This window comes from Streptomyces sp. BJ20 (assembly GCF_022869105.1).
Lineage (GTDB): Bacteria > Actinomycetota > Actinomycetes > Streptomycetales > Streptomycetaceae > Streptomyces > Streptomyces griseoincarnatus.
Window position 1 is genome coordinate 5,171,084 of sequence record NZ_CP094918.1, and the last position, 17,109, is coordinate 5,188,192.

A 17,109-nucleotide genomic window follows, 5' to 3' on the forward strand; every position below is an offset into this window, starting at 1 on the left:
CCGACGGCGGAAGGCGCTCCCCCTATCGTGGACCCGATCACGTTTCGCTCCCGGTCTGGACGGCATACCGACCGGTCGGCATCATGGGCGGGTACTGTCCGCCTGCCCACAGGAGCGACGATGAGCCCCGACCACCCGCCCGGACTGGATCTCGACCGGCTGCGCGAGCTGCTCGAACGCGAGCGGCCCGGCCTGCTCGGCGGCCCCCTCTCCGGCCGGCTGATCGAGGGCGGCAGGTCCAACCTCACCTACACGGTCACCGACGGCGCGGGGACCTGGGTCGTGCGCCGTCCGCCGCTCGGCCATGTCCTCGCCACCGCGCACGACATGAAGCGCGAGCATCGGGTGATCAGCGCCCTCCACCCGACCCGGGTGCCGGTGCCGCGTCCGGTGCTGCTGTGCGAGGACGAGGAGGTGCTGGGCGCGCCGTTCTACGTCATGGAGTACGTCGAGGGCACCCCGTACCGGACCGCCGGGCAGCTGGCGCCCCTGGGCCCCGAGCGGACCCGCACGGCCGTGCTGAACCTGGTGGACACGCTGGTCGACCTGCACGCCGTCGACCCCGCCGAGGTCGGGCTCGCGGACTTCGGGCGGCCCGAGGGCTTCCTGGACCGGCAGCTGCGGCGCTGGGGCAAGCAGCTCGACGCCTCCCGCAACCGCGAGCTGGCCGGCATCGACGAGCTGCACGCCGCGCTCGGCCGTGAGCTGCCCGTCTCGCCCGCGCCCACCGTCGTGCACGGCGACTACCGCCTCGACAACGCGCTGATCAGCGACGACGAGTCCGTCCGCGCCGTCCTGGACTGGGAGATGTCCACGCTGGGCGACCCGCTGACGGACCTGGGCCTGCTGGTGATGTACAGCAGCCCGCTGGGCATGCCGGACTCCCCCGTGTCCACGACCGCCGAGGCCCCGGGCCATCCGACGCCGGCCGAGCTGATCGAGCGGTACGCCGCACGGTCGGGGCGGGACGTGTCGTCCGTCTCCTGGTACACGGCGTTCGCGTGGTTCAAGCTCGCCGTGATCCTGGAGGGCATCCACTACCGGTACACGCTGGGGCAGACGGTCGGAGCCGGGTTCGACCGCATCGGCGATCTGGTCCCGGTCTTTATCGAGCACGGTCTGACCACCCTTCAGGAAGGCTGACGAGACATGGACTTCGCGTTCGACGCGCGCACCGAGGAGCTGCGCGCCCGGCTCCTCGCCTTCATGGACGAGCACGTGTACCCCGCCGAGCAGGTCGCGCACGAGCAGCGGGCGCGGCTGTCCTCGCCGTGGGAGAACCCGCCGGTGGTGGAGGAGCTGAAGGCACAGGCCCGCCGACAGGGCCTGTGGAACCTGTTCCTGCCCGACGCCGAGTACGGCGCCGGCCTCACCAACCTCCAGTACGCGCCGCTCGCCGAGATCACCGGCCGGTCCCCGCAGCTCGCGCCGACCGCCACCAACTGCGCCGCGCCCGACACCGGGAACATGGAGGTGCTGGCGCAGTTCGGCGACGAGCGGCAGAAGAAGCAGTGGCTGGAGCCGCTGCTCGCGGGCGAGATCCGTTCCGCGTTCGCGATGACCGAGCCGGACGTGGCCTCCTCCGACGCCACCAACATCACCACGCACATCCGGCGGGAGGGCGACGAGTACGTCATCTCCGGACGCAAGTGGTACATCTCCGGGGCCATGCACCCGGACTGCAAGATCTTCATCGTGATGGGCAAGACCGACCCGGACGGCCCGGACATCCGCCGGCAGCAGTCCATGGTCCTGGTCCCGCGCGACACCCCGGGCGTCACCGTGGAGCGGGCCATGCAGGTCTTCGGCTACGAGGACCACTACCACGGCGGACACGCCGAGGTGGTCTTCGACGAGGCGCGCGTGCCGGTGTCGAACCTCATCGGTGAGGAGGGCGGCGGGTTCGCCATCGCCCAGGCGCGGCTCGGTCCGGGCCGGATCCACCACTGCATGCGGCTGATCGGCATGGCCGAGCGGGCGATCGAGCTGATGTGCCGGCGGGCGGTGTCCCGCGAGGCCTTCGGCAAGGCGCTCGCCCAGCAGGGCGTGGTGCAGAACTGGATCGCGGACGCGCGGGTCGCGGTCGAGCAGCTGCGGCTGCTGGTGCTGAAGACGGCCTGGATGATGGACACCGTCGGCAACCGGGGCGCGCACACCGAGATCCAGGCCATCAAGATCGCCACCCCGCGCACGGTCGTCGGCATCCTCGACCGGGCGATCCAGCTGCACGGCGCGGGCGGCGTGAGCCAGGACTTCCCGCTGGCCGAGCTGTACGCGGGCGCGCGCACGCTGATGCTCGCGGACGGCCCGGACGAGGTGCACCAGCGGTCGCTGGCCCGCCGGGAGATCAAGAAGTACCTGTAGCGGGCGGTGAACCGGCTCGTCGGCTGCCGTCGGGCGCCCGGCGGGCCGGTGACGCGCTTACGGGCGCAGCGCGCGCAGCAGGAGGTCGGCGAGGTGGTCGGCGACCTCCTGAGGGCTGAGCGGGCCGTCGGGGCGGTACCAGGTGGACAGGTGGTGCACCGAGCCGAAGTGGTAGTCGACGACCAGGTCGGCCGGGGTCGCCGTGGAGAAGACGCCCTCGCGCCGGCCCTCCTCGATCAGCGCCCGGAACCGCTCGTGGTAGCGGCGGCGCTCGGCGCGGACCTGCTTGTTCTTCTCCGGGCTCAGGTGGTGCATGGAGCGGAAGAAGATCGAGGCGTCGTCGAGGTTCTCGATGGTGGTGACGACGACGTCGGCCGCCGCGCCGCGCAGCCGCTTCTCGATGGGCTCGTCGGCGTCGGCGAACTGGTCCAGGCGCTCCTGCTGGAGACGCAGCACGCGCGCGTAGACCTCGTGCAGCAGGTCGTCCTTGGAGCCGAAGTAGTGGTACAGCGCCCCCTTGGTGACCCCGGCCGCCTCGACGATCTCCTGCACCGAGGTGCGGTCGTAGCCCTGCTCGGCGAAGAGCCGGGTGGCGGCGGCCAGCAGCCGCTGCGGCACGGGGGTCCCGTCACCGTCCGTCGTTCTGGGCACTGCCGCCACCCGCCTTTCCGTGTTGCTGTCGGTCGTCGTGCGTCCAGGGAACGCCGTCCCCGCCGGGAGATCTTCCCACTCCACGCGATCGCCGCTTCGGGCACCGCCTCCCCGCCCAGTTTCTCCCCCGGAGCGAGGAGAAGTGCGGGCGGGGTCGGCGCCGGCACCCGCCCGGCGGGGGGTCGGGCGGGTGCCGGCGCGGGTGTCAGCGCGTGGTCTCCCACTGCCGCTGGACGCGGTTCATGCCGCCGAGCCAGCGCTCGGGGTCGGCCGCGCGGGCACGGTAGTACTCGGCGACCTCGGGGTGCGGCAGGATCAGGAAGCGGTCCTGCTCGATGCCCTCGAACAGGGCGTCGGCCACGTCCTCCGGCGCGATCGCGGTGGGCTTCAGCACGAGGTCCCCGGCGCTGCCGCTGGCGTCGAGCATGTCGGTGCGCACGCCCTGCGGGCAGATGGCGTGCACCTTCACCCCGCGGTGGCGGTACGTCAGCGAGAGCCACTCGGCGAAGGCGTAGGCGCCGTGCTTGGTGACGCTGTAGGGGGCGGTGCCGATCATGGTGAGCAGTCCGGCGGCGGAGACGGTGGAGACGAAACGGCCGCTGCCGCGCTCCAGCCACTCGGGGAGCAGCGCGTGCGCCGCGCGGACGTGCGCCATCACGTTGACGTCCCAGGACAGCGCCCAGTCCTCCTCGCGCAGCGCTTGCCCGGGCTCCCCGCCGTCGCGGCCGACCCCGGCGTTGGCACACCAGACGTCGACCGTCCCGCCGAGGGCGTCCCGGGCCTCGTCGACGACCGAGGAGGCGTCGCCCGCCACCACGTGACCGCCGATCTCCTCGGCGACGGCCTTGGCGCGGGCGGCGTCCAGGTCGTTGACCACGACCCGCGCCCCCTGCGCGGCGAAACGACGGGCGAGTGCCGCTCCGATACCGCCCCCGGCTCCCGTGACGACCACCTTCGCACCCTGCACGGCTTGCACCATCGGTCTCCTCCGACGCGGCTCGCGAACGCCTGACCGCGTCAGACTAACCGGTCGGTATGCCGTGAGGAAGAGGCGTTCCGCGTGGCATCGGTCCCGCTCGTTCCCCGGGGCGGCCGCGCGCGCTAGCGTGCGTGGCCATGACATGTACCGCGATCACGGAGGTCACCGCATGAGGCTGTCCCGACGGAGCCTGCTCGCCACCACCACGGCCGCGGTCGCGGCCTCCGCCGCGCCGGCCGCCGCCGCGCCGGGGCCGGGGTCGGGGCACGGCGGCGGCCGCACGCTGCGCACCGGGTTCGAACGGCTCGCGGCGGACGGCTACGCGCTGCTCGACGGCCGCAGGGTGGGCGTGGTCACCAACCCCACCGGCATCACCCGCGACGTGCGGCACATCGTCGACGTGATGCACGCCGACGACCAAGTGGACCTGACCGCGGTCTTCGGCCCCGAGCACGGTTTCCGGGGCACCGCTCAGGCGGGCGGCTCCGAGGGCCGCCACGACGACCCGGCGACCGGTCTGCCCGTCTACGACACCTACCTGAAGAGCGGTCAGGACCTCGCCGACATCTTCACGGCGTCCGGCGTGGACACGGTGGTCTTCGACATCCAGGACGCCGGCGCCCGCTTCTACACGTACATCTGGACGCTCTTCGACTGCATGGAGGCGGCGCGGCTCGCGGGCCTGTCGTTCGTGGTGCTCGACCGGCCGAACCCGGTGAGCGGACGGGCGGCGCTGGGGCCGGTGCTGCACGAGGAGTTCGCCACGTTCGTCGGACGGCAGCCGATCTCGCAGGCGCACGGGATGACGGTGGCGGAGCTGGCGCTGCTCTTCAACGCGGAGTTCCTCGAGACGCCCGTCGCCCTGGAGACCGTCAAGATGTCGGGCTGGAAGCGGTCGGACTTCTACGACGCGTCCGGTCTGCCGTGGGTGCCGCCGAGCCCGAACATGCCGACGCCGGAGACGGCGCTGGTGTACTCGGGGACGTGTCTGTTCGAGGGCACGAACCTGTCGGAGGGGCGCGGCACCACCCGGCCGTTCGAGCTGCTGGGCGCGGAGGGCGTCGACGGACGCTGGGCGGCCGCGGCGAACGAGCTGGAGCTGCCCGGCGTGCGGTTCCGTGAGGCGTACTTCGCGCCGACGTTCTCGAAGTTCCAGGGGAAGACCATCGGGGGTGTGCAGCTGCATGTGCACGACCGCGAGCGGTTCGACCCGGTGCGGACCGGCATCGGCCTGCTGATCACGGCGAAGCGGTCGTGGGACGGCTTCGCCTGGCGCGCGGACAACTGGATCGACAAGCTCACCGGCTCCACCCAGGTCCGCACGATGATCGACGCGGGCGCGGACACGGACGAGGTGGTGGCGGGCTGGCAGAGCGAGCTGGCGGCGTTCCGCCGGAAGCGGCGCGAGCATCTGCTCTACCGGTAGGCCTCGGCCGGCCGGGGCACGTGGGCGGCGGCGGATCGCGGGACGGCGATCCGCCGCCGTCGCGTTCACGCCTCCTTTTCCGCCCCGCCCACCGCCGTGACCTGCGCTGTCAGCGCCGCGCCCCGGGTGACGCGAGGTTTACCGGCCGACGGACCGGTGATCGGTGTGCATATCGGCGGGGTGTTCAGGAACCCGTGGAAGCCGCGGGGAGTTCTCAGAGCGTCGGGAAAAGGGCCGCCCCTCCGCAGGAAGGGACAGGGGCCGGTTACCGCCGGTATCCCCGCGACGACGACAACTTAATTACGGGCCAAGGGAGTTGGCCCGGCGTTCCCCGCGGCCGGCTGAGGGGGCCATCGGAAAAAGGATGGAGCCGAATCGCGCGCCGACACGTCTATTCGGCGACGTCCGTTCGACGACGCCGAAGTGACCGGATTACAGGTGCAGGTGTGACGGAGGTGCAGGACGATGGCCGGTTTCCGAAGTCTGGCGAGACAGGTCCGAGATCCCCGGTGCGATCTGGCGCTGCGGCGCTACTCGCTGCGCAAGTGCCTGGAGCGGTTCGCCCCGTACGGGCACCGCGCGACCTGGGACCACTTGTGCTCGCGGGCCGGGTTCGATCCCGAGGACCGCTCCGTCGACCCGGCGCGGCTCGTGGCCGCACTGGACGAGCTGGAGGAGGCCCGGGCGGTCTGGCTGGCGTACGAGGTGGAGTTCGCCGAGCGCCGCAGGAAGGAGAAGCACGATGGTCTGCGCAGGCCGGGCACTGTGGACGACTGGCACCGGATGACCTGGGGAGGTTTCGGGGTCGCCTGGTGCGACGACCCGCGGGTGCACCCGACGGAGCCCATGGCGGAGGTGCTCCGGCGGCTGATCGCCGCGCTGGAGCGTGAGCCGGGCTCGTCCTGCCCCGTGTGCGGAGGAGCACGGCTCGTCTGGCGCCACGACCTGGATCACGAACCCTCGTCGGGCCCGGTGTGCACGGAGTGCGGCATCCTGGTCCCGCGTCCCGTGCTGTCCCCGGCGGCCCTCGCGGAGTCCCGCCGCGCGAGGCTGCTGGTCTCCGCCTGACCCGGCGGACGACGAGGACGACACGACCGACGAGAGCGACGAGCGACAGCCGGACACGGTGACGAGCGGCCGGAGCAACGGGGGGCAGGGGGTGCGCGCCAGGATGCCGCACCCCCGGCGCCCCGGGACGGTAGCAGGCGGTAAACCGGTCGTTCCACGGTTTTGTTCTCAGGACAGTTGGGGCTGATGAAACCCACCTGAGAACCTGGGAGCCGTTCCGATGTCGACGCTGCGCGTCACCGCCGAGATACTGACCGTCCACCCGCATCCGAACGCCGACGCCCTGGAGCTGGCCCAGGTGGGGCTGTACCGGGCCGTCGTCGCCAAGGGCGCCTACCGCACGGGCGACGCCGCCGTGTACATCCCCGAGCAGTCCGTGCTGCCGCCCGTCCTGATCGACGAGCTGGGCCTGACCGGCCGGCTGGCGGGCGGGAACCACGACCGGGTCAAGGCGGTCCGGCTGCGCGGCGAGCTGTCGCAGGGCATCGTGTGCCGCCCGAAGGCGCTCGCGGACGTCGACCTGGTACGGGCCGCCGCCGACGGCACCGACCTCGCGGAGCTGCTCGGCGTCACCAAGTGGGTGCCGCCGGTCCCGCCGGCCATGAGCGGCGAGGTGGAGTCCGCGCCCGCCCTGCTGCCCTGGGTCGACATCGAGAACCTCCAGCGCCACCCCGGCATCTTCTCCCCCGGCGAACACGTCGTGGTCACGGAGAAGCTGCACGGCACGGCCTGCCTGCTGACGTACGCCGCGGACGAGGACCGCGTGTACGTCTCCTCGAAGGGCTTCGGATCGAAGTCCCTCGCTCTGAAGGAGGACCCGCGCAACCTGTACTGGCGCGCGGTGCGCGGCCACGGCGTCGCCGAGGCGGCCGCCGAGCTCGCGGCCCGGCTCGGCGCGCGGCGGGTCGGCGTCTTCGGCGAGGTGTACGGCGCGGGCGTGCAGGACCTGTCGTACGGCGCGGACGGGCGGCGCGACACCCTCGGGTACGCCGCGTTCGACGTGTCCGCGGAGATCGACGGGCAGGTGCGCTGGCTGGACGCGGCGGAGCTCCTCGGGGGCCGCCTGCCGCTGGTGCCCCGCCTCTGGACCGGCCCGTACGACAGCGAGCGGGTGATGGAGCTGGCCGGCGGCCGGGAGACGGTGTCCGGCAGGGAACTGCACATCCGGGAGGGCGTGGTGATCCGGCCGGTGACCGAGCGGCACAGCCCGGTGACGGGCGGCCGGGCCATCGCTAAGGCGGTGAGCCCGGCGTATCTGACCCGCAAGGGCGGCACGGAGTACGAGTGAGCCAGGGGCGGGCGGCGGGTGGCCGCCCGCCCTCCGTCAACCGCCGGAGTTCTTCCTGCCGCTCTCCACCATGAGCCGGGAGCCGGTGCGGCGCTCGCCGAAGACGTCGTCGGGGTTGGACAGCACGCAGCTCTCCAACGAGAGACAGCCGCAGCCGATGCAGTCGGTCAGGTGGTCGCGCAGCCGGTTCAGCTGCCGGATGCGCTCGTCCAGTTCGGACCGCCACGCCTCGGAGAGCCGCGCCCAGTCGTCGCGCGTGGGTGTGCGCTCCTCGGGCAGCTCGGCGAGAGCCTCACGGATCGTGGCGAGCGGGATGCCGACGCGCTGGGCGGCGCGGATGAAAGCGACGCGGCGCAGGGTGTCACGGGTGTAGCGGCGCTGGTTGCCGGAGGTGCGCCGGCTGCGGATCAGCCCTTTGGCCTCGTAGAAGTGGAGGGCCGACACGGCGGCCCCGCTGCGGGCGGAGAGCTGGCCGACGGTGAGCTCGTGGATCTTCTCTGGAATCCGGTGCACTCCCCGAAGCCTACCGACCGCGTCCGGCGGCCCGTCCGTTGACAGCGGCCCCACGGCCGACCATGCTAAGCAGTTGCTTAGGCATGCGCACGCGGATGCGCCTGCGATTACGTGACGCGAGAGGCCGGGACATGGCAGAGCCGAGGATCTTCACGTCCGTCGACGACCTGAAGGCGGCGGTGGGCGAGCAGCTGGGGTACACCGACTGGCTGGAGATCGACCAGAAGCGGATCGACCTGTTCGCCGAGGCCACCGGCGACCACCAGTGGATCCACGTGGACCCGGAGAAGGCCGCGGCGGGCCCGTTCGGCACGACCATCGCGCACGGCTATCTGACGCTGTCGCTGCTGCCGCTGTTCGGCCCGCAACTGCTGTCCGTCGAGGGCGTGAGGATGGGCGTCAACTACGGCACGAACAAGGTGCGCTTCCCGGCCCCCGTGCCGGTCGGCTCGCGCCTGCGCGCCACGGCGAGGATCAGCGCCGTGGACGAGGTCGCGGGCGGCGTCCAGGTCGCCACCGCCTTCACCGTGGAGCGCGAGGGCGGCGACAAGCCGGTGTGCGTGGCGGAGTCGGTGGCCCGGTACTACCTCTAGGCGGTTCCGGCGTTCCTGGCCCCCACCATGCGGAGCACGAGGTCGGCGTAGAGTGCGCCGACCTCCTCCGGGGTGCGGGGCCCGTCGACGTTGAACCAGCGGGCCACGTCGATGCACAGGGACAGCACGGCGAGCGTGGTGCCCGGCACGTCCGGGACGTCGAACTCGCCTGAGCGGACGCCGTCCTCGATGATCCCCCGCACCTCGGCGTCGACCTGGCGGCGCAGGCCGACGATCTCCGCGCGGGCGTCCGGGCCCAGCGAGTCGAGCTCGTACTGCACGACCCTGGCGGTCGTACGGCCGCGCGCGTGCCAGCGGACGAACGAGCTGACCGCGTCGGCGAGCCGCTCGGTCGCGGTGCCCTCGCCGCGGGACGCGGTGCGCAGGATGTCCAGCGCCTTCTCGTGTCCGATGCGGCTGATGCGGTGGAGCAGCTCTTCCTTGGTCTTGTAGTGGATGTAGAGCGCGGCCGGGCTCATGCCGGCGCGGCCCGCGATGTCGCGGGTCGTCGTGGCGTGGTAGCCGCGCTCCGCGAAGGCCTCCACGGCGGCGAGCAGCAGTCGCCGGGCCGCGTCGGGCGTGACCTCACCCCACGGCTGCGTCTCACCGCCGGCCGTCTCCTCCGCCGTACTCATCGCTCACCCCATTCGCTGACAGGATCGTCATCCTACCGGCAAGGGTGAGCGAGCGCTTAGCGTGCCCTGCGGGCGTTTCCGGGACGCGGGTTCGCAGCGCGCTGCGGGGCGGCCGGCCGGGGGGTTGCGCTTCGCGCCGGAGCGAGGACGTCCGCCCCGACCCCGCTCCACCCACCCGCCGTAGGCGTCCCGTGCCCGCGCACACACCCGCACCCTCACAGCTTCTGCAGCGGGTCGTAGTCGGCCAGCATCTTCTCCAGGCGGGCCTGGTCGACCCGGTTGACGATCTGTCCCGCCTCCTGTCGGTCACGGATGACCTTGGCCAGGGTGAAGGCCGACGTGACCAGGTAGAGAACCGCGATGCTCAGGAAGCCGCGGACCCACGCGTCCGTCTCCAGGTTGTAGATGCCGACGGCGGTGGCCCCGAGGGCCAGGGCGAAGGAAGCCACGGCCTGACCGTAGAAGGCCGCCGTGCTCTGCTGCTTGACCGGTGTCTCGCTCATGCGGAACAGAATCGGCGGATGTGGCCGCGACCACATCCGCCGAGATACTCATACCGTACTCAGTTCGCCGGCCCGGTCCTCAGAACGCCGAAATCCCCGTCAGCGCACGCCCGATGACCAGCTTCTGTATCTGGCTGGTGCCTTCGTACAGCGTCATCACGCGCGCGTCGCGCAGCAGCTTCCCCGCCGGGTACTCGTCGATGTAGCCGTACCCGCCGAACACCTGCAGCGCGTTGTTCGCGGCCCGTACCGCCGCCTCCGAGGCGAAGAGCTTCGCCTTGGACGACTCCACGGCGAACGGTTTCCCCCGGTCGATCAGATCGGCGACCCGCCAGGTGAGCAGCCGCGCCGCGTCCACGTCGACGGCGATGTCGCTGATCAGCTCCTGGACCAGCTGGTGCCCCGCGATCGGCTTGCCGAACTGCTCCCGCTCCCCCGCGTAGGCCACCGCCGCGTCCAGCGCGGCCTGGGCGATCCCGACGCAGCCCGCCGCGACCGACATCCGCCCCTTCGCCAGGGCGGACATGGCGACGGAGAACCCCTTCCCCTCCTCGCCGAGCATCGCGGACGCGGGCACCCGCACCCCGTCGAACACCAACTCGGCCGTGGCCTGACCCCGCAGCCCCAGCTTGCCGTGCACGGCGCGGCGGGTCAGCCCCGCCGTGTCGGCCGGCACCAGGAAGGCCGAGACGCCCTTGTGCCCAGGCGCGTCCGTGGAGCGCGCGAACAGCAGCACCACGTCCGCCCACGTCCCGTTCGTGATGAACATCTTCGAGCCGTCGATGACGTACTCGTCACCGTCCCGCACCGCCCGCGTGGCGAGATTCCCCGCGTCGGAGCCGGTGCCGGGCTCGGTCAGCCCGAAGCAGCCGACGTACGCGCCGGAGGTCAGCCCCGGCAGCCAGCTCCGCTTCTGCTCCTCGGTCCCCCACGCGGCGATCGTCTTGGCGACCAGCCCGAGGGACACGGAGACGATGCCGCGCACGGAGGAGTCCCCGCGCCCCAGCTCCTCGGTGACCAGGCAGTACGCGAGGTGGTCGCCGCCGGACCCGCCGTACTCCTCGTCGATGGTCAGCCCGAGGAAGCCGACCTCGCCGAGCTTCTTCACGATGCCCCGGTCCACCTCCTCCGCGCGGTCCCAGGCGGCGGCGTACGGCGTGACCTCGCGCCGCACGAAGTCCCGGGCGAGCCGGCGAACCGCCTCCTGCTCGTCACTCAGCTCCAGGTTCATCCCGAGTCACCCCATGTGAATGTGAGACGCGCGTGATCGCGTACGGGTAAATTAGCAGTGCTAGTTTACGACCGCAGCCCTACTATGTGCGCCATGGCCCGACCGCGCAAGCCCTTGCTCAGCACCGACCGGATCGTGGAGACGGCGCGTGCGCTGGTGGACGCGGAAGGACTGACGGCGGTCTCCACCCGCCGTCTCGCCGCCGAGCTCGGGGTGAGCGGGCCGTCGCTCTACAACCACTTCCGCACCAAGGACGAGATCCTGGAGGCGGTGGCGGACTCGGTGAGCGCGCAGGTCGACCTGTCGATGTTCGAGGACGGCCGGGACTGGCGGACGGCGCTGCACGACTGGGCGGTGTCCTACCGCAACGCGCTGCGCGACCACCCCAACATCGTCCCGGTGCTGGCCCGCGGCCCCGGCCGCCGCCCGGCGGCGCTGCGGCTGGCCGACGCGGCCTACGGGGCGATGGTCGAGGCGGGCTGGCCGCCCGCGCAGGCCACGTCCATCGGCGCGCTGATGCGGTACTTCATCATGGGCTCGGCGCTCGGCTCGTTCGCCGGCGGCTTCGTGGACGACGCGAGCGCCTACGACCCCGCGGACTACCCGCACCTGGGTCAGGCACATCTCCTCGCGGAGCAGCAGGAGAAGATCGACGAACGCGCCTTCGAAACGGGCCTGACGGTACTGCTGGACGGGCTCGCCCTGCAGTACGAGCAGGTACGGCAACGCACCTGACGGCGCCCGGGCCGGCGGGCGCGGCGCCGGGGCGGATCCGGAACCGTGGACCCGAGCTTCCGCCCCGCCGTGCGGCCCGGTGGGGGGCGCTCACGCAGTTCCCCGCGCCCCTGACAGCGCGCTTGCCACGCGGGGCACGACCCACAACCCCCGCACCGTGGACCCACACCTCCGCCCGCCGCGCGGCCCGGCGAGGGGCGCTCACGCAGTTCCCCGCGCCCCTGACAGCGCGCTTGCCGCGCGGGGCACGACCCAAAACCCCGCACCGTGGACCCACACCTCCGCCCGCCGAGCGGCCCGGCGGAGGGCGCTCGCGCAGTTCCCCGCGCCCCTGAGAGCGCGCTTGCCGCGCGGGGCACGACCCACAACCCCGCACCGTGGACCCACACCTCCGCCCGCCGAGCGGCCCGGCGAGAGGCGCTCACGCAGTTCCCCGCGCCCCTGAGAGCGCGCTTGCCGCGCGGGGCACGACCCACAACCCCGCACCGTGGACCCACACCTCCGCCCGCCGAGCGGCCCGGCGGGGGGCGCTCGCGCAGTTCCCCGCGCCTCTGGGGGCGACCCCGACGCCCGCTCGTCGGGTCGGGACCGATCCTCAACGCACCCTGCGGGCGCCGCCGTCCGCGGCCCGTGCACGGTTCGGCACCCGCCGAACCGTTCCTGCCGCATGCTGGAGGGCATGACCTTCAAGGACCCCAGGGCCGGCGCCGTCGCCCGCCTCGCCGCGCTGGCCGCGGACGAGACGCGGGCCGCGTGCCTGCTCGCGCTGCTGGACGGGCGGGCCTGGACGGCGGGTGAGCTGGCGCGGCACTGCGGAGTCGCCGCGTCCACGCTCAGCGAGCACCTGGGCAAGCTGGTCGGCGGCGGGCTGCTGGCCGAGGAGCGGCAGGGCAGGCACCGGTACGTGCGGCTGGCGGACGCCCGGGTCGCCCAGCTCGTGGAGGACCTCACGGCGCACATCGCCCCCGACGCCGCCGAACCGCCGCGCGGCCTGCGGCAGTCCGGCGCGGACTCCGCGATGGCACGCGGCCGTACCTGCTACGACCATCTCGCCGGGCGGCTCGGGATCGCCGTCACCGACGCCCTCACCGCGCGCGGGCTCCTGCGCCAGGACACCGGGTTCGCGCTCACCGACGCGGGGCTGGACTGGTTCGGCGCGCTCGGCGCGGACCTCGGCCGGCGGGGCAGGCGCCCGCTCGCCCGCGCCTGCCTGGACTGGACGGAGCGCCGCCCGCACCTGGCGGGGGCGGCGGGCGCGGCCCTGTGCCGGCACCTCCTGGACCAGGGCTGGTGCGTACGGATCGGCTCGAGCCGCGCCGTGAAGGTGACCGGCGCCGGGGAGCGGGCGCTCACCGACCTCTTGGGGATCGACACGGCGACGCTGCGCTGACCCGCGCCCGGACACCCGGCGCGGGTCAGTCCAGGGCGTGCGCCCGGCACGTACGCAGAATCTCGTCGGACAGCTCCGGCTCGACATGCCGCACCGCCCGCGCCAGCACCATCGCACCGACCATCCTGCTGAGCAGCAGCACACCACGCTCCCGCGCCTCCTCGGGAGTGACCTCGCCGTCCTCCCCCTCGCCGGCTTCGCGGGCGAACTCCCCGGCGAATCCGGCGAGGTAGCCCTCCACCCCGGCCGCGTACGACCGCTGCACCGCCTCGGTGTGCCGTCCCGCGTCGATGACGAGCGAGGCGGAGGGGCAGCCGCCGTCGGGGGCGTCGCGGTGCTCCGCGGAGAGGTAGTCCTCCACCACCCGCCGCAGCGGCGGCCCGGCAGGCACGTCCCCCTCCTCGACGGCTTGCCGCAGCACGCCCAGTGAGGCGGCGAACGAGGCGTTGCAGACCTCGGCGGCCAGGTCGTCCTTGGAGGCGAAGTGGTTGTAGAAGCCGCCGTGGGTGAGACCCGCCTCCTTCATCAGGTCGGCGATGCCGACGGCGTCGATGCCCTGCGCGCGGAACATGCGTCCGGCCGCCTCGACGATGTTCTGCCGGTTCCTGGCCTTCTCTTCCTTGGTGATCCGCGGCATGCCCGCCCTCCCGCTCCGACGCTGTTTGACGTTTTCAAGGTTACCCCTCATCATTATTTTAATGTCGATCATCATTAAAAGGTGGTGAGGAGTCATGCGCTCCGTCGTGCACACCCGCCGTGGGGACCCCGCCGAGGTCCTCGACGTGCGGGAGGAAGCCGGCCGGCCGCATCCCGGCGCCGGAGAGGTCCTGGTCCGTCTGCTGGTCCGGCCCGTCCACCCGGGCGACCTGGTCGCCGTCGAAGGCGGCCTGCCCGGCCTCCCGGACCAGGAGTCGAAGCCCTTGACCCCCGGCGTGGAGGGAATGGGCGTCGTCGAGAGCACCGGCGCGGGCGTGCGGGCGCCGCGCCCCGGCGAGCGCGTCGCGGTGTTCCCCGCGCCGGGCACCTGGGCCGAGTACGTCGTGGTCCCGGCCGAACGCGCCGTGCCCGTGCCGGACGAGGTCGGGGACGACACCGCCGCGCTGATGCTGGTCAACCCGCTGACGCTGCTGATGCTGCACCGGGCGGTGGAGCAGGCCCTGGACGGGCACGACGGCCCGGTCGTGCAGACCGCTGCCGGTTCATCCGTCGGCCGGCTCGTCGCCGCGCGCGCCGACCGCCAGGGCCTGCGCCTGGTCAACCTGGTGCGCAGCGCGGCCGGGGCGCGGGCGCTGCGCGAGCTGTTCCCCGCGCAGCCCGTGATCTCCACGTCGGACGCCGACTGGCGGGAGCAGGTACGCCGCGCGACCGGCGGCGAGGGCGCGCGGGCCGTCCTGGACTGCGTCGGCGGCTCACTCACCCGGGACCTCGCCGCCCTGCTCGCCGACGGCGGCACCTTGATCGGCTACGGCCGGCTCGGTTCCGGCAGCACCGCGCTGGACGACCTGCCGTTCGTCAACCGGGGCCTGACGATCCGGGGTGTGACCATCTGGCACTGGACCGACCGGACCACCGGGCAGCAGGCGGAGGACGTCGCGTTCGCCGTGGACCTGGCGCGCACGTCCCCGGAACTGCTGGAGGTCGCGGCCCGCTACGACCTGGCCGACGTCAAGGCCGCCGTGGAGCATGCCCGCCGCCCGGGCAAGAGCGGCACCGTGCTGCTCACCTCACCGCCTGAGACCGGGGGCGCGCGATGAGGATCGGCATGCTCGGCGCCGGAACCGTCGCCCAGGCCCTCGCCCGGCACGCGATCCGCCGAGGCCACGAGGTCGTCCTCAGCAACAGCCGCGGGCCCGCCTCACTGACCCCGCTGGTGCGGGAGCTGGGCCCGCTCGCGAGTGCCGGGACCCCGGCGGAGGCGGCCGCCGCCGGCCTCGTCGTGCTCGCGGTCGGCTGGCCGCGCGTGCCGGAGGTCGCCGCCTCCCTCCCCCGCCTGGACGGCACCGTGGTCGTCGACGCCACCAACCAGTTCGCGTCCCTTCCCCCGACCCCGAGGATCGCCGACCTGGGCGACCTCACCGGCAGCGAGTACGTGGCGTCCCTGCTGCCGGGGGCGCGTGTGGTGAAGGCGTTCAACGCCCTCTTCGCGCAGTACATCGCGGCCGACCCGCGGCACGCGGCCGGGCGGCAGGTGCTGTTCCTGGCCGGCGACGACCCGGACGCCAAGCGGACCGTGGAGCGTCTGGCCGATTCCTTCGGCTTCGCCCCCGTCGACCTCGGTCCGCTCCGGGAGGGCGGCCGTCTGATCCAGCTCGGCGGGCCGCTGTCGGGACTGCACGTCCTCAAGCAGGACTGAGCACCTCTCCACGGGCGCGGCGCCCGTCCCCTGCCTCATCCAAGAGAAACGTACGAGAGAAAGAGATCACCCATGTCCGACACCGCCTCCCAGCCCCTCCTCCGGCCCGTCCGCCTGGGCGCGCTCGACCTTCCCAACCGTGTCCTCATGGCGCCCATGACCCGCGCCCGGGCCACCAATGCGGAGCTGGTCCCGACCGCCCTGCACGCCGCGTACTACACACAGCGCGCGAGTGCCGGGCTGATCGTCTCCGAGGGGACCTGGGTCGGCCCGGACGCCGTCGGCTACATCAACGTCCCCGGCATCTGGACGGACGCGCAGACCGCCGCATGGGCCCAGGTCACCGACGCCGTGCACGCGGCGGGCGGCAGGATCGTCTCGCAGATCGGCCACCTCGGCGCCCTCTCCCACCCGGACCACCTCGGCGGCCGGCTCCCCGTGGCGCCCTCGGCGGTCAACCCGCACGAGATGTCGTACACGCACGACGGTCCGAAGGAGACGGTCACGCCCCGCGCCCTGACCGGCGCGGAGATCGCCGCCACTCTCGACGACTACCGCCGGGCCGCCGAGAACGCCCGGCGCGCCGGTTTCGACGGTCTGGAGATCCACGCGCAGGGCAACCACTTCATCGCCCAGTTCCTCAACCCCCGCCTCAACCGGCGCACCGACGCCTACGGCGGCAGCGCCGAGAACAGGGCGCGGCTCCTGTTCGACATCGTGGACACCGTCACCGAGGTGTGGGGCGCCGACCGGGTCGGTGTGAAGCTCTCCCCCTACTGGCGGAACGGGACCACCTTCACCGCGGACGAAGAACTGCTCGCCGACTACGACCAGTTGCTCAAGCGGCTCGGCGACTGCGACCTGGCCTATCTGCATCTGGTCGGCCCGGACGGGGGCGCGGGCGGTGACGACACGCTCACCGCGTTCGGCCGCTTCCGCGCGCACTACCGGGGGTCGGTCGTCGCCAACCTCGGGTTCACCCGGGAGAGCGGCAACGACCTGATCGCGCGGGGGCTGGCCGACGCGGTGTCCTTCGGGGCGCCGTACATCGCGAACCCGGACCTGGTGGAGCGGTTCGCCCAGGGCCTTCCGCTCGCCGAGGGCGACCGCGAGACGTACTACTCGGGCGGTGAGCGGGGGTACACCGACTATCCCGCCGCCGGCCGGCCGTAGGGCGCGTCGACGGCGCCGCGGCCGCCTCCTTCACCGGTTCGGGGGGCGGGGACGGGGGTGGCGGGGGACGGGGGCGGGTGCGGCGCCGTGGGGGTTGTTCGCGCAGTTCCCCGCGCCCCTGGGGACTCCCCGAGCGGGGGGCAGGTGCCGCGCCATCGTGGTTGCTCGCGCAGTTCCCCGCGCCCCTGGGGACTCCCCGAGCGGGGG

At 72.9% G+C, this 17,109-nt stretch carries 18 protein-coding genes; 11 read left to right on the plus strand and 7 right to left on the minus strand.

Annotation, left to right across the window (positions count from 1 at the left end):
• The first annotated feature begins 120 nt into the window (after positions 1 to 120).
• Entirely contained in the window at positions 121 to 1,143 is a 1,023-nt protein-coding gene (locus MTR79_RS23385; protein ID WP_086701481.1) for a phosphotransferase family protein, read from the plus strand.
• A gap of 6 nt (positions 1,144 to 1,149) precedes the next feature.
• On the plus strand, positions 1,150 to 2,364 hold the full coding sequence (locus MTR79_RS23390; RefSeq protein WP_086701483.1) for an acyl-CoA dehydrogenase family protein: 1,215 nt from the start codon (positions 1,150 to 1,152) through the stop codon (positions 2,362 to 2,364).
• Positions 2,365 to 2,421: 57 nt separating this feature from the next.
• Here MTR79_RS23390 and MTR79_RS23395 read toward each other — a convergent pair whose 3' ends face one another.
• Both MTR79_RS23395 and MTR79_RS23400 read right to left on the minus strand, forming a co-directional pair.
• Positions 2,422 to 3,015, minus strand: a complete 594-nt coding sequence (locus tag MTR79_RS23395) for a TetR/AcrR family transcriptional regulator (protein WP_048459091.1) — start codon at positions 3,013 to 3,015, stop codon at positions 2,422 to 2,424.
• Positions 3,016 to 3,220: 205 nt separating this feature from the next.
• Positions 3,221 to 3,994: an SDR family oxidoreductase gene (locus tag MTR79_RS23400; protein WP_048459092.1), complete on the minus strand. Its 774-nt coding sequence runs from the start codon at positions 3,992 to 3,994 to the stop codon at positions 3,221 to 3,223.
• Between the two features lie 169 nt (positions 3,995 to 4,163).
• Between MTR79_RS23400 and MTR79_RS23405 the strand changes: the two genes are divergently transcribed.
• The 3 genes from MTR79_RS23405 to MTR79_RS23415 all read left to right on the plus strand — a co-directional run bounded on the left by MTR79_RS23405 (position 4,164) and on the right by MTR79_RS23415 (position 7,776).
• The gene (locus MTR79_RS23405; protein WP_189365974.1) at positions 4,164 to 5,420 is read left to right on the plus strand and encodes a DUF1343 domain-containing protein; all 1,257 of its coding nucleotides are present in this window, start codon (positions 4,164 to 4,166) and stop codon (positions 5,418 to 5,420) included.
• Positions 5,421 to 5,885: 465 nt separating this feature from the next.
• Positions 5,886 to 6,488, plus strand: coding sequence for a hypothetical protein (locus tag MTR79_RS23410; RefSeq protein ID WP_048459094.1), 603 nt, complete (start codon positions 5,886 to 5,888; stop codon positions 6,486 to 6,488).
• Between the two features lie 220 nt (positions 6,489 to 6,708).
• Positions 6,709 to 7,776 (plus strand): RNA ligase (ATP), encoded by a 1,068-nt coding sequence (locus MTR79_RS23415; RefSeq protein WP_244791907.1) that lies wholly within the window; start codon positions 6,709 to 6,711, stop codon positions 7,774 to 7,776.
• Between the two features lie 36 nt (positions 7,777 to 7,812).
• On the opposite strand, the gene soxR is transcribed toward MTR79_RS23415, so the two are convergent.
• On the minus strand, positions 7,813 to 8,289 hold the full coding sequence (gene soxR, locus MTR79_RS23420) for a redox-sensitive transcriptional activator SoxR (protein WP_086701490.1): 477 nt from the start codon (positions 8,287 to 8,289) through the stop codon (positions 7,813 to 7,815).
• A gap of 131 nt (positions 8,290 to 8,420) precedes the next feature.
• Between soxR and MTR79_RS23425 the strand changes: the two genes are divergently transcribed.
• Positions 8,421 to 8,882: a MaoC family dehydratase gene (locus MTR79_RS23425; RefSeq protein WP_086701491.1), complete on the plus strand. Its 462-nt coding sequence runs from the start codon at positions 8,421 to 8,423 to the stop codon at positions 8,880 to 8,882.
• On the opposite strand, the gene MTR79_RS23430 is transcribed toward MTR79_RS23425, so the two are convergent.
• The 3 genes from MTR79_RS23430 to MTR79_RS23440 form a co-directional block, all read right to left on the minus strand.
• Complete coding sequence (locus MTR79_RS23430) at positions 8,879 to 9,517, minus strand: TetR/AcrR family transcriptional regulator (RefSeq protein ID WP_086701493.1); 639 nt, start codon at positions 9,515 to 9,517, stop codon at positions 8,879 to 8,881. The genes MTR79_RS23425 and MTR79_RS23430 overlap by 4 nt on opposite strands.
• A gap of 215 nt (positions 9,518 to 9,732) precedes the next feature.
• Positions 9,733 to 10,020: a YiaA/YiaB family inner membrane protein gene (locus MTR79_RS23435; RefSeq protein WP_048459099.1), complete on the minus strand. Its 288-nt coding sequence runs from the start codon at positions 10,018 to 10,020 to the stop codon at positions 9,733 to 9,735.
• A 79-nt stretch (positions 10,021 to 10,099) separates the two neighbouring features.
• Complete coding sequence (locus MTR79_RS23440) at positions 10,100 to 11,251, minus strand: acyl-CoA dehydrogenase family protein (protein ID WP_086701494.1); 1,152 nt, start codon at positions 11,249 to 11,251, stop codon at positions 10,100 to 10,102.
• Positions 11,252 to 11,344: 93 nt separating this feature from the next.
• On the opposite strand from MTR79_RS23440, the gene MTR79_RS23445 reads away from it, so the two are divergent.
• Both MTR79_RS23445 and MTR79_RS23450 read left to right on the plus strand, forming a co-directional pair.
• Positions 11,345 to 11,986, plus strand: coding sequence for a TetR/AcrR family transcriptional regulator (locus MTR79_RS23445; RefSeq protein ID WP_244791908.1), 642 nt, complete (start codon positions 11,345 to 11,347; stop codon positions 11,984 to 11,986).
• A 667-nt stretch (positions 11,987 to 12,653) separates the two neighbouring features.
• Positions 12,654 to 13,376, plus strand: a complete 723-nt coding sequence (locus MTR79_RS23450) for a helix-turn-helix transcriptional regulator (protein ID WP_189365978.1) — start codon at positions 12,654 to 12,656, stop codon at positions 13,374 to 13,376.
• Between the two features lie 25 nt (positions 13,377 to 13,401).
• Here MTR79_RS23450 and MTR79_RS23455 read toward each other — a convergent pair whose 3' ends face one another.
• A complete protein-coding gene (locus tag MTR79_RS23455) occupies positions 13,402 to 14,013 on the minus strand; it encodes a TetR/AcrR family transcriptional regulator (protein WP_048459103.1) in 612 nt (203 codons plus the stop codon).
• 94 nt (positions 14,014 to 14,107) lie between these two features.
• Here MTR79_RS23455 and MTR79_RS23460 point away from each other — a divergent pair, with 94 nt between their 5' ends.
• The 3 genes from MTR79_RS23460 (at position 14,108) to MTR79_RS23470 (ending at position 16,902) form a co-directional block, all read left to right on the plus strand.
• Positions 14,108 to 15,130, plus strand: a complete 1,023-nt coding sequence (locus tag MTR79_RS23460; protein WP_244791909.1) for a zinc-binding dehydrogenase — start codon at positions 14,108 to 14,110, stop codon at positions 15,128 to 15,130.
• Entirely contained in the window at positions 15,127 to 15,729 is a 603-nt protein-coding gene (locus tag MTR79_RS23465; protein WP_244791910.1) for an NAD(P)-binding domain-containing protein, read from the plus strand. Before MTR79_RS23460 ends, MTR79_RS23465 begins: the two co-directional genes overlap by 4 nt.
• A 72-nt stretch (positions 15,730 to 15,801) precedes the next feature.
• Positions 15,802 to 16,902, plus strand: a complete 1,101-nt coding sequence (locus tag MTR79_RS23470) for an alkene reductase (RefSeq protein WP_244791911.1) — start codon at positions 15,802 to 15,804, stop codon at positions 16,900 to 16,902.
• Positions 16,903 to 17,109 lie beyond the last annotated feature (207 nt).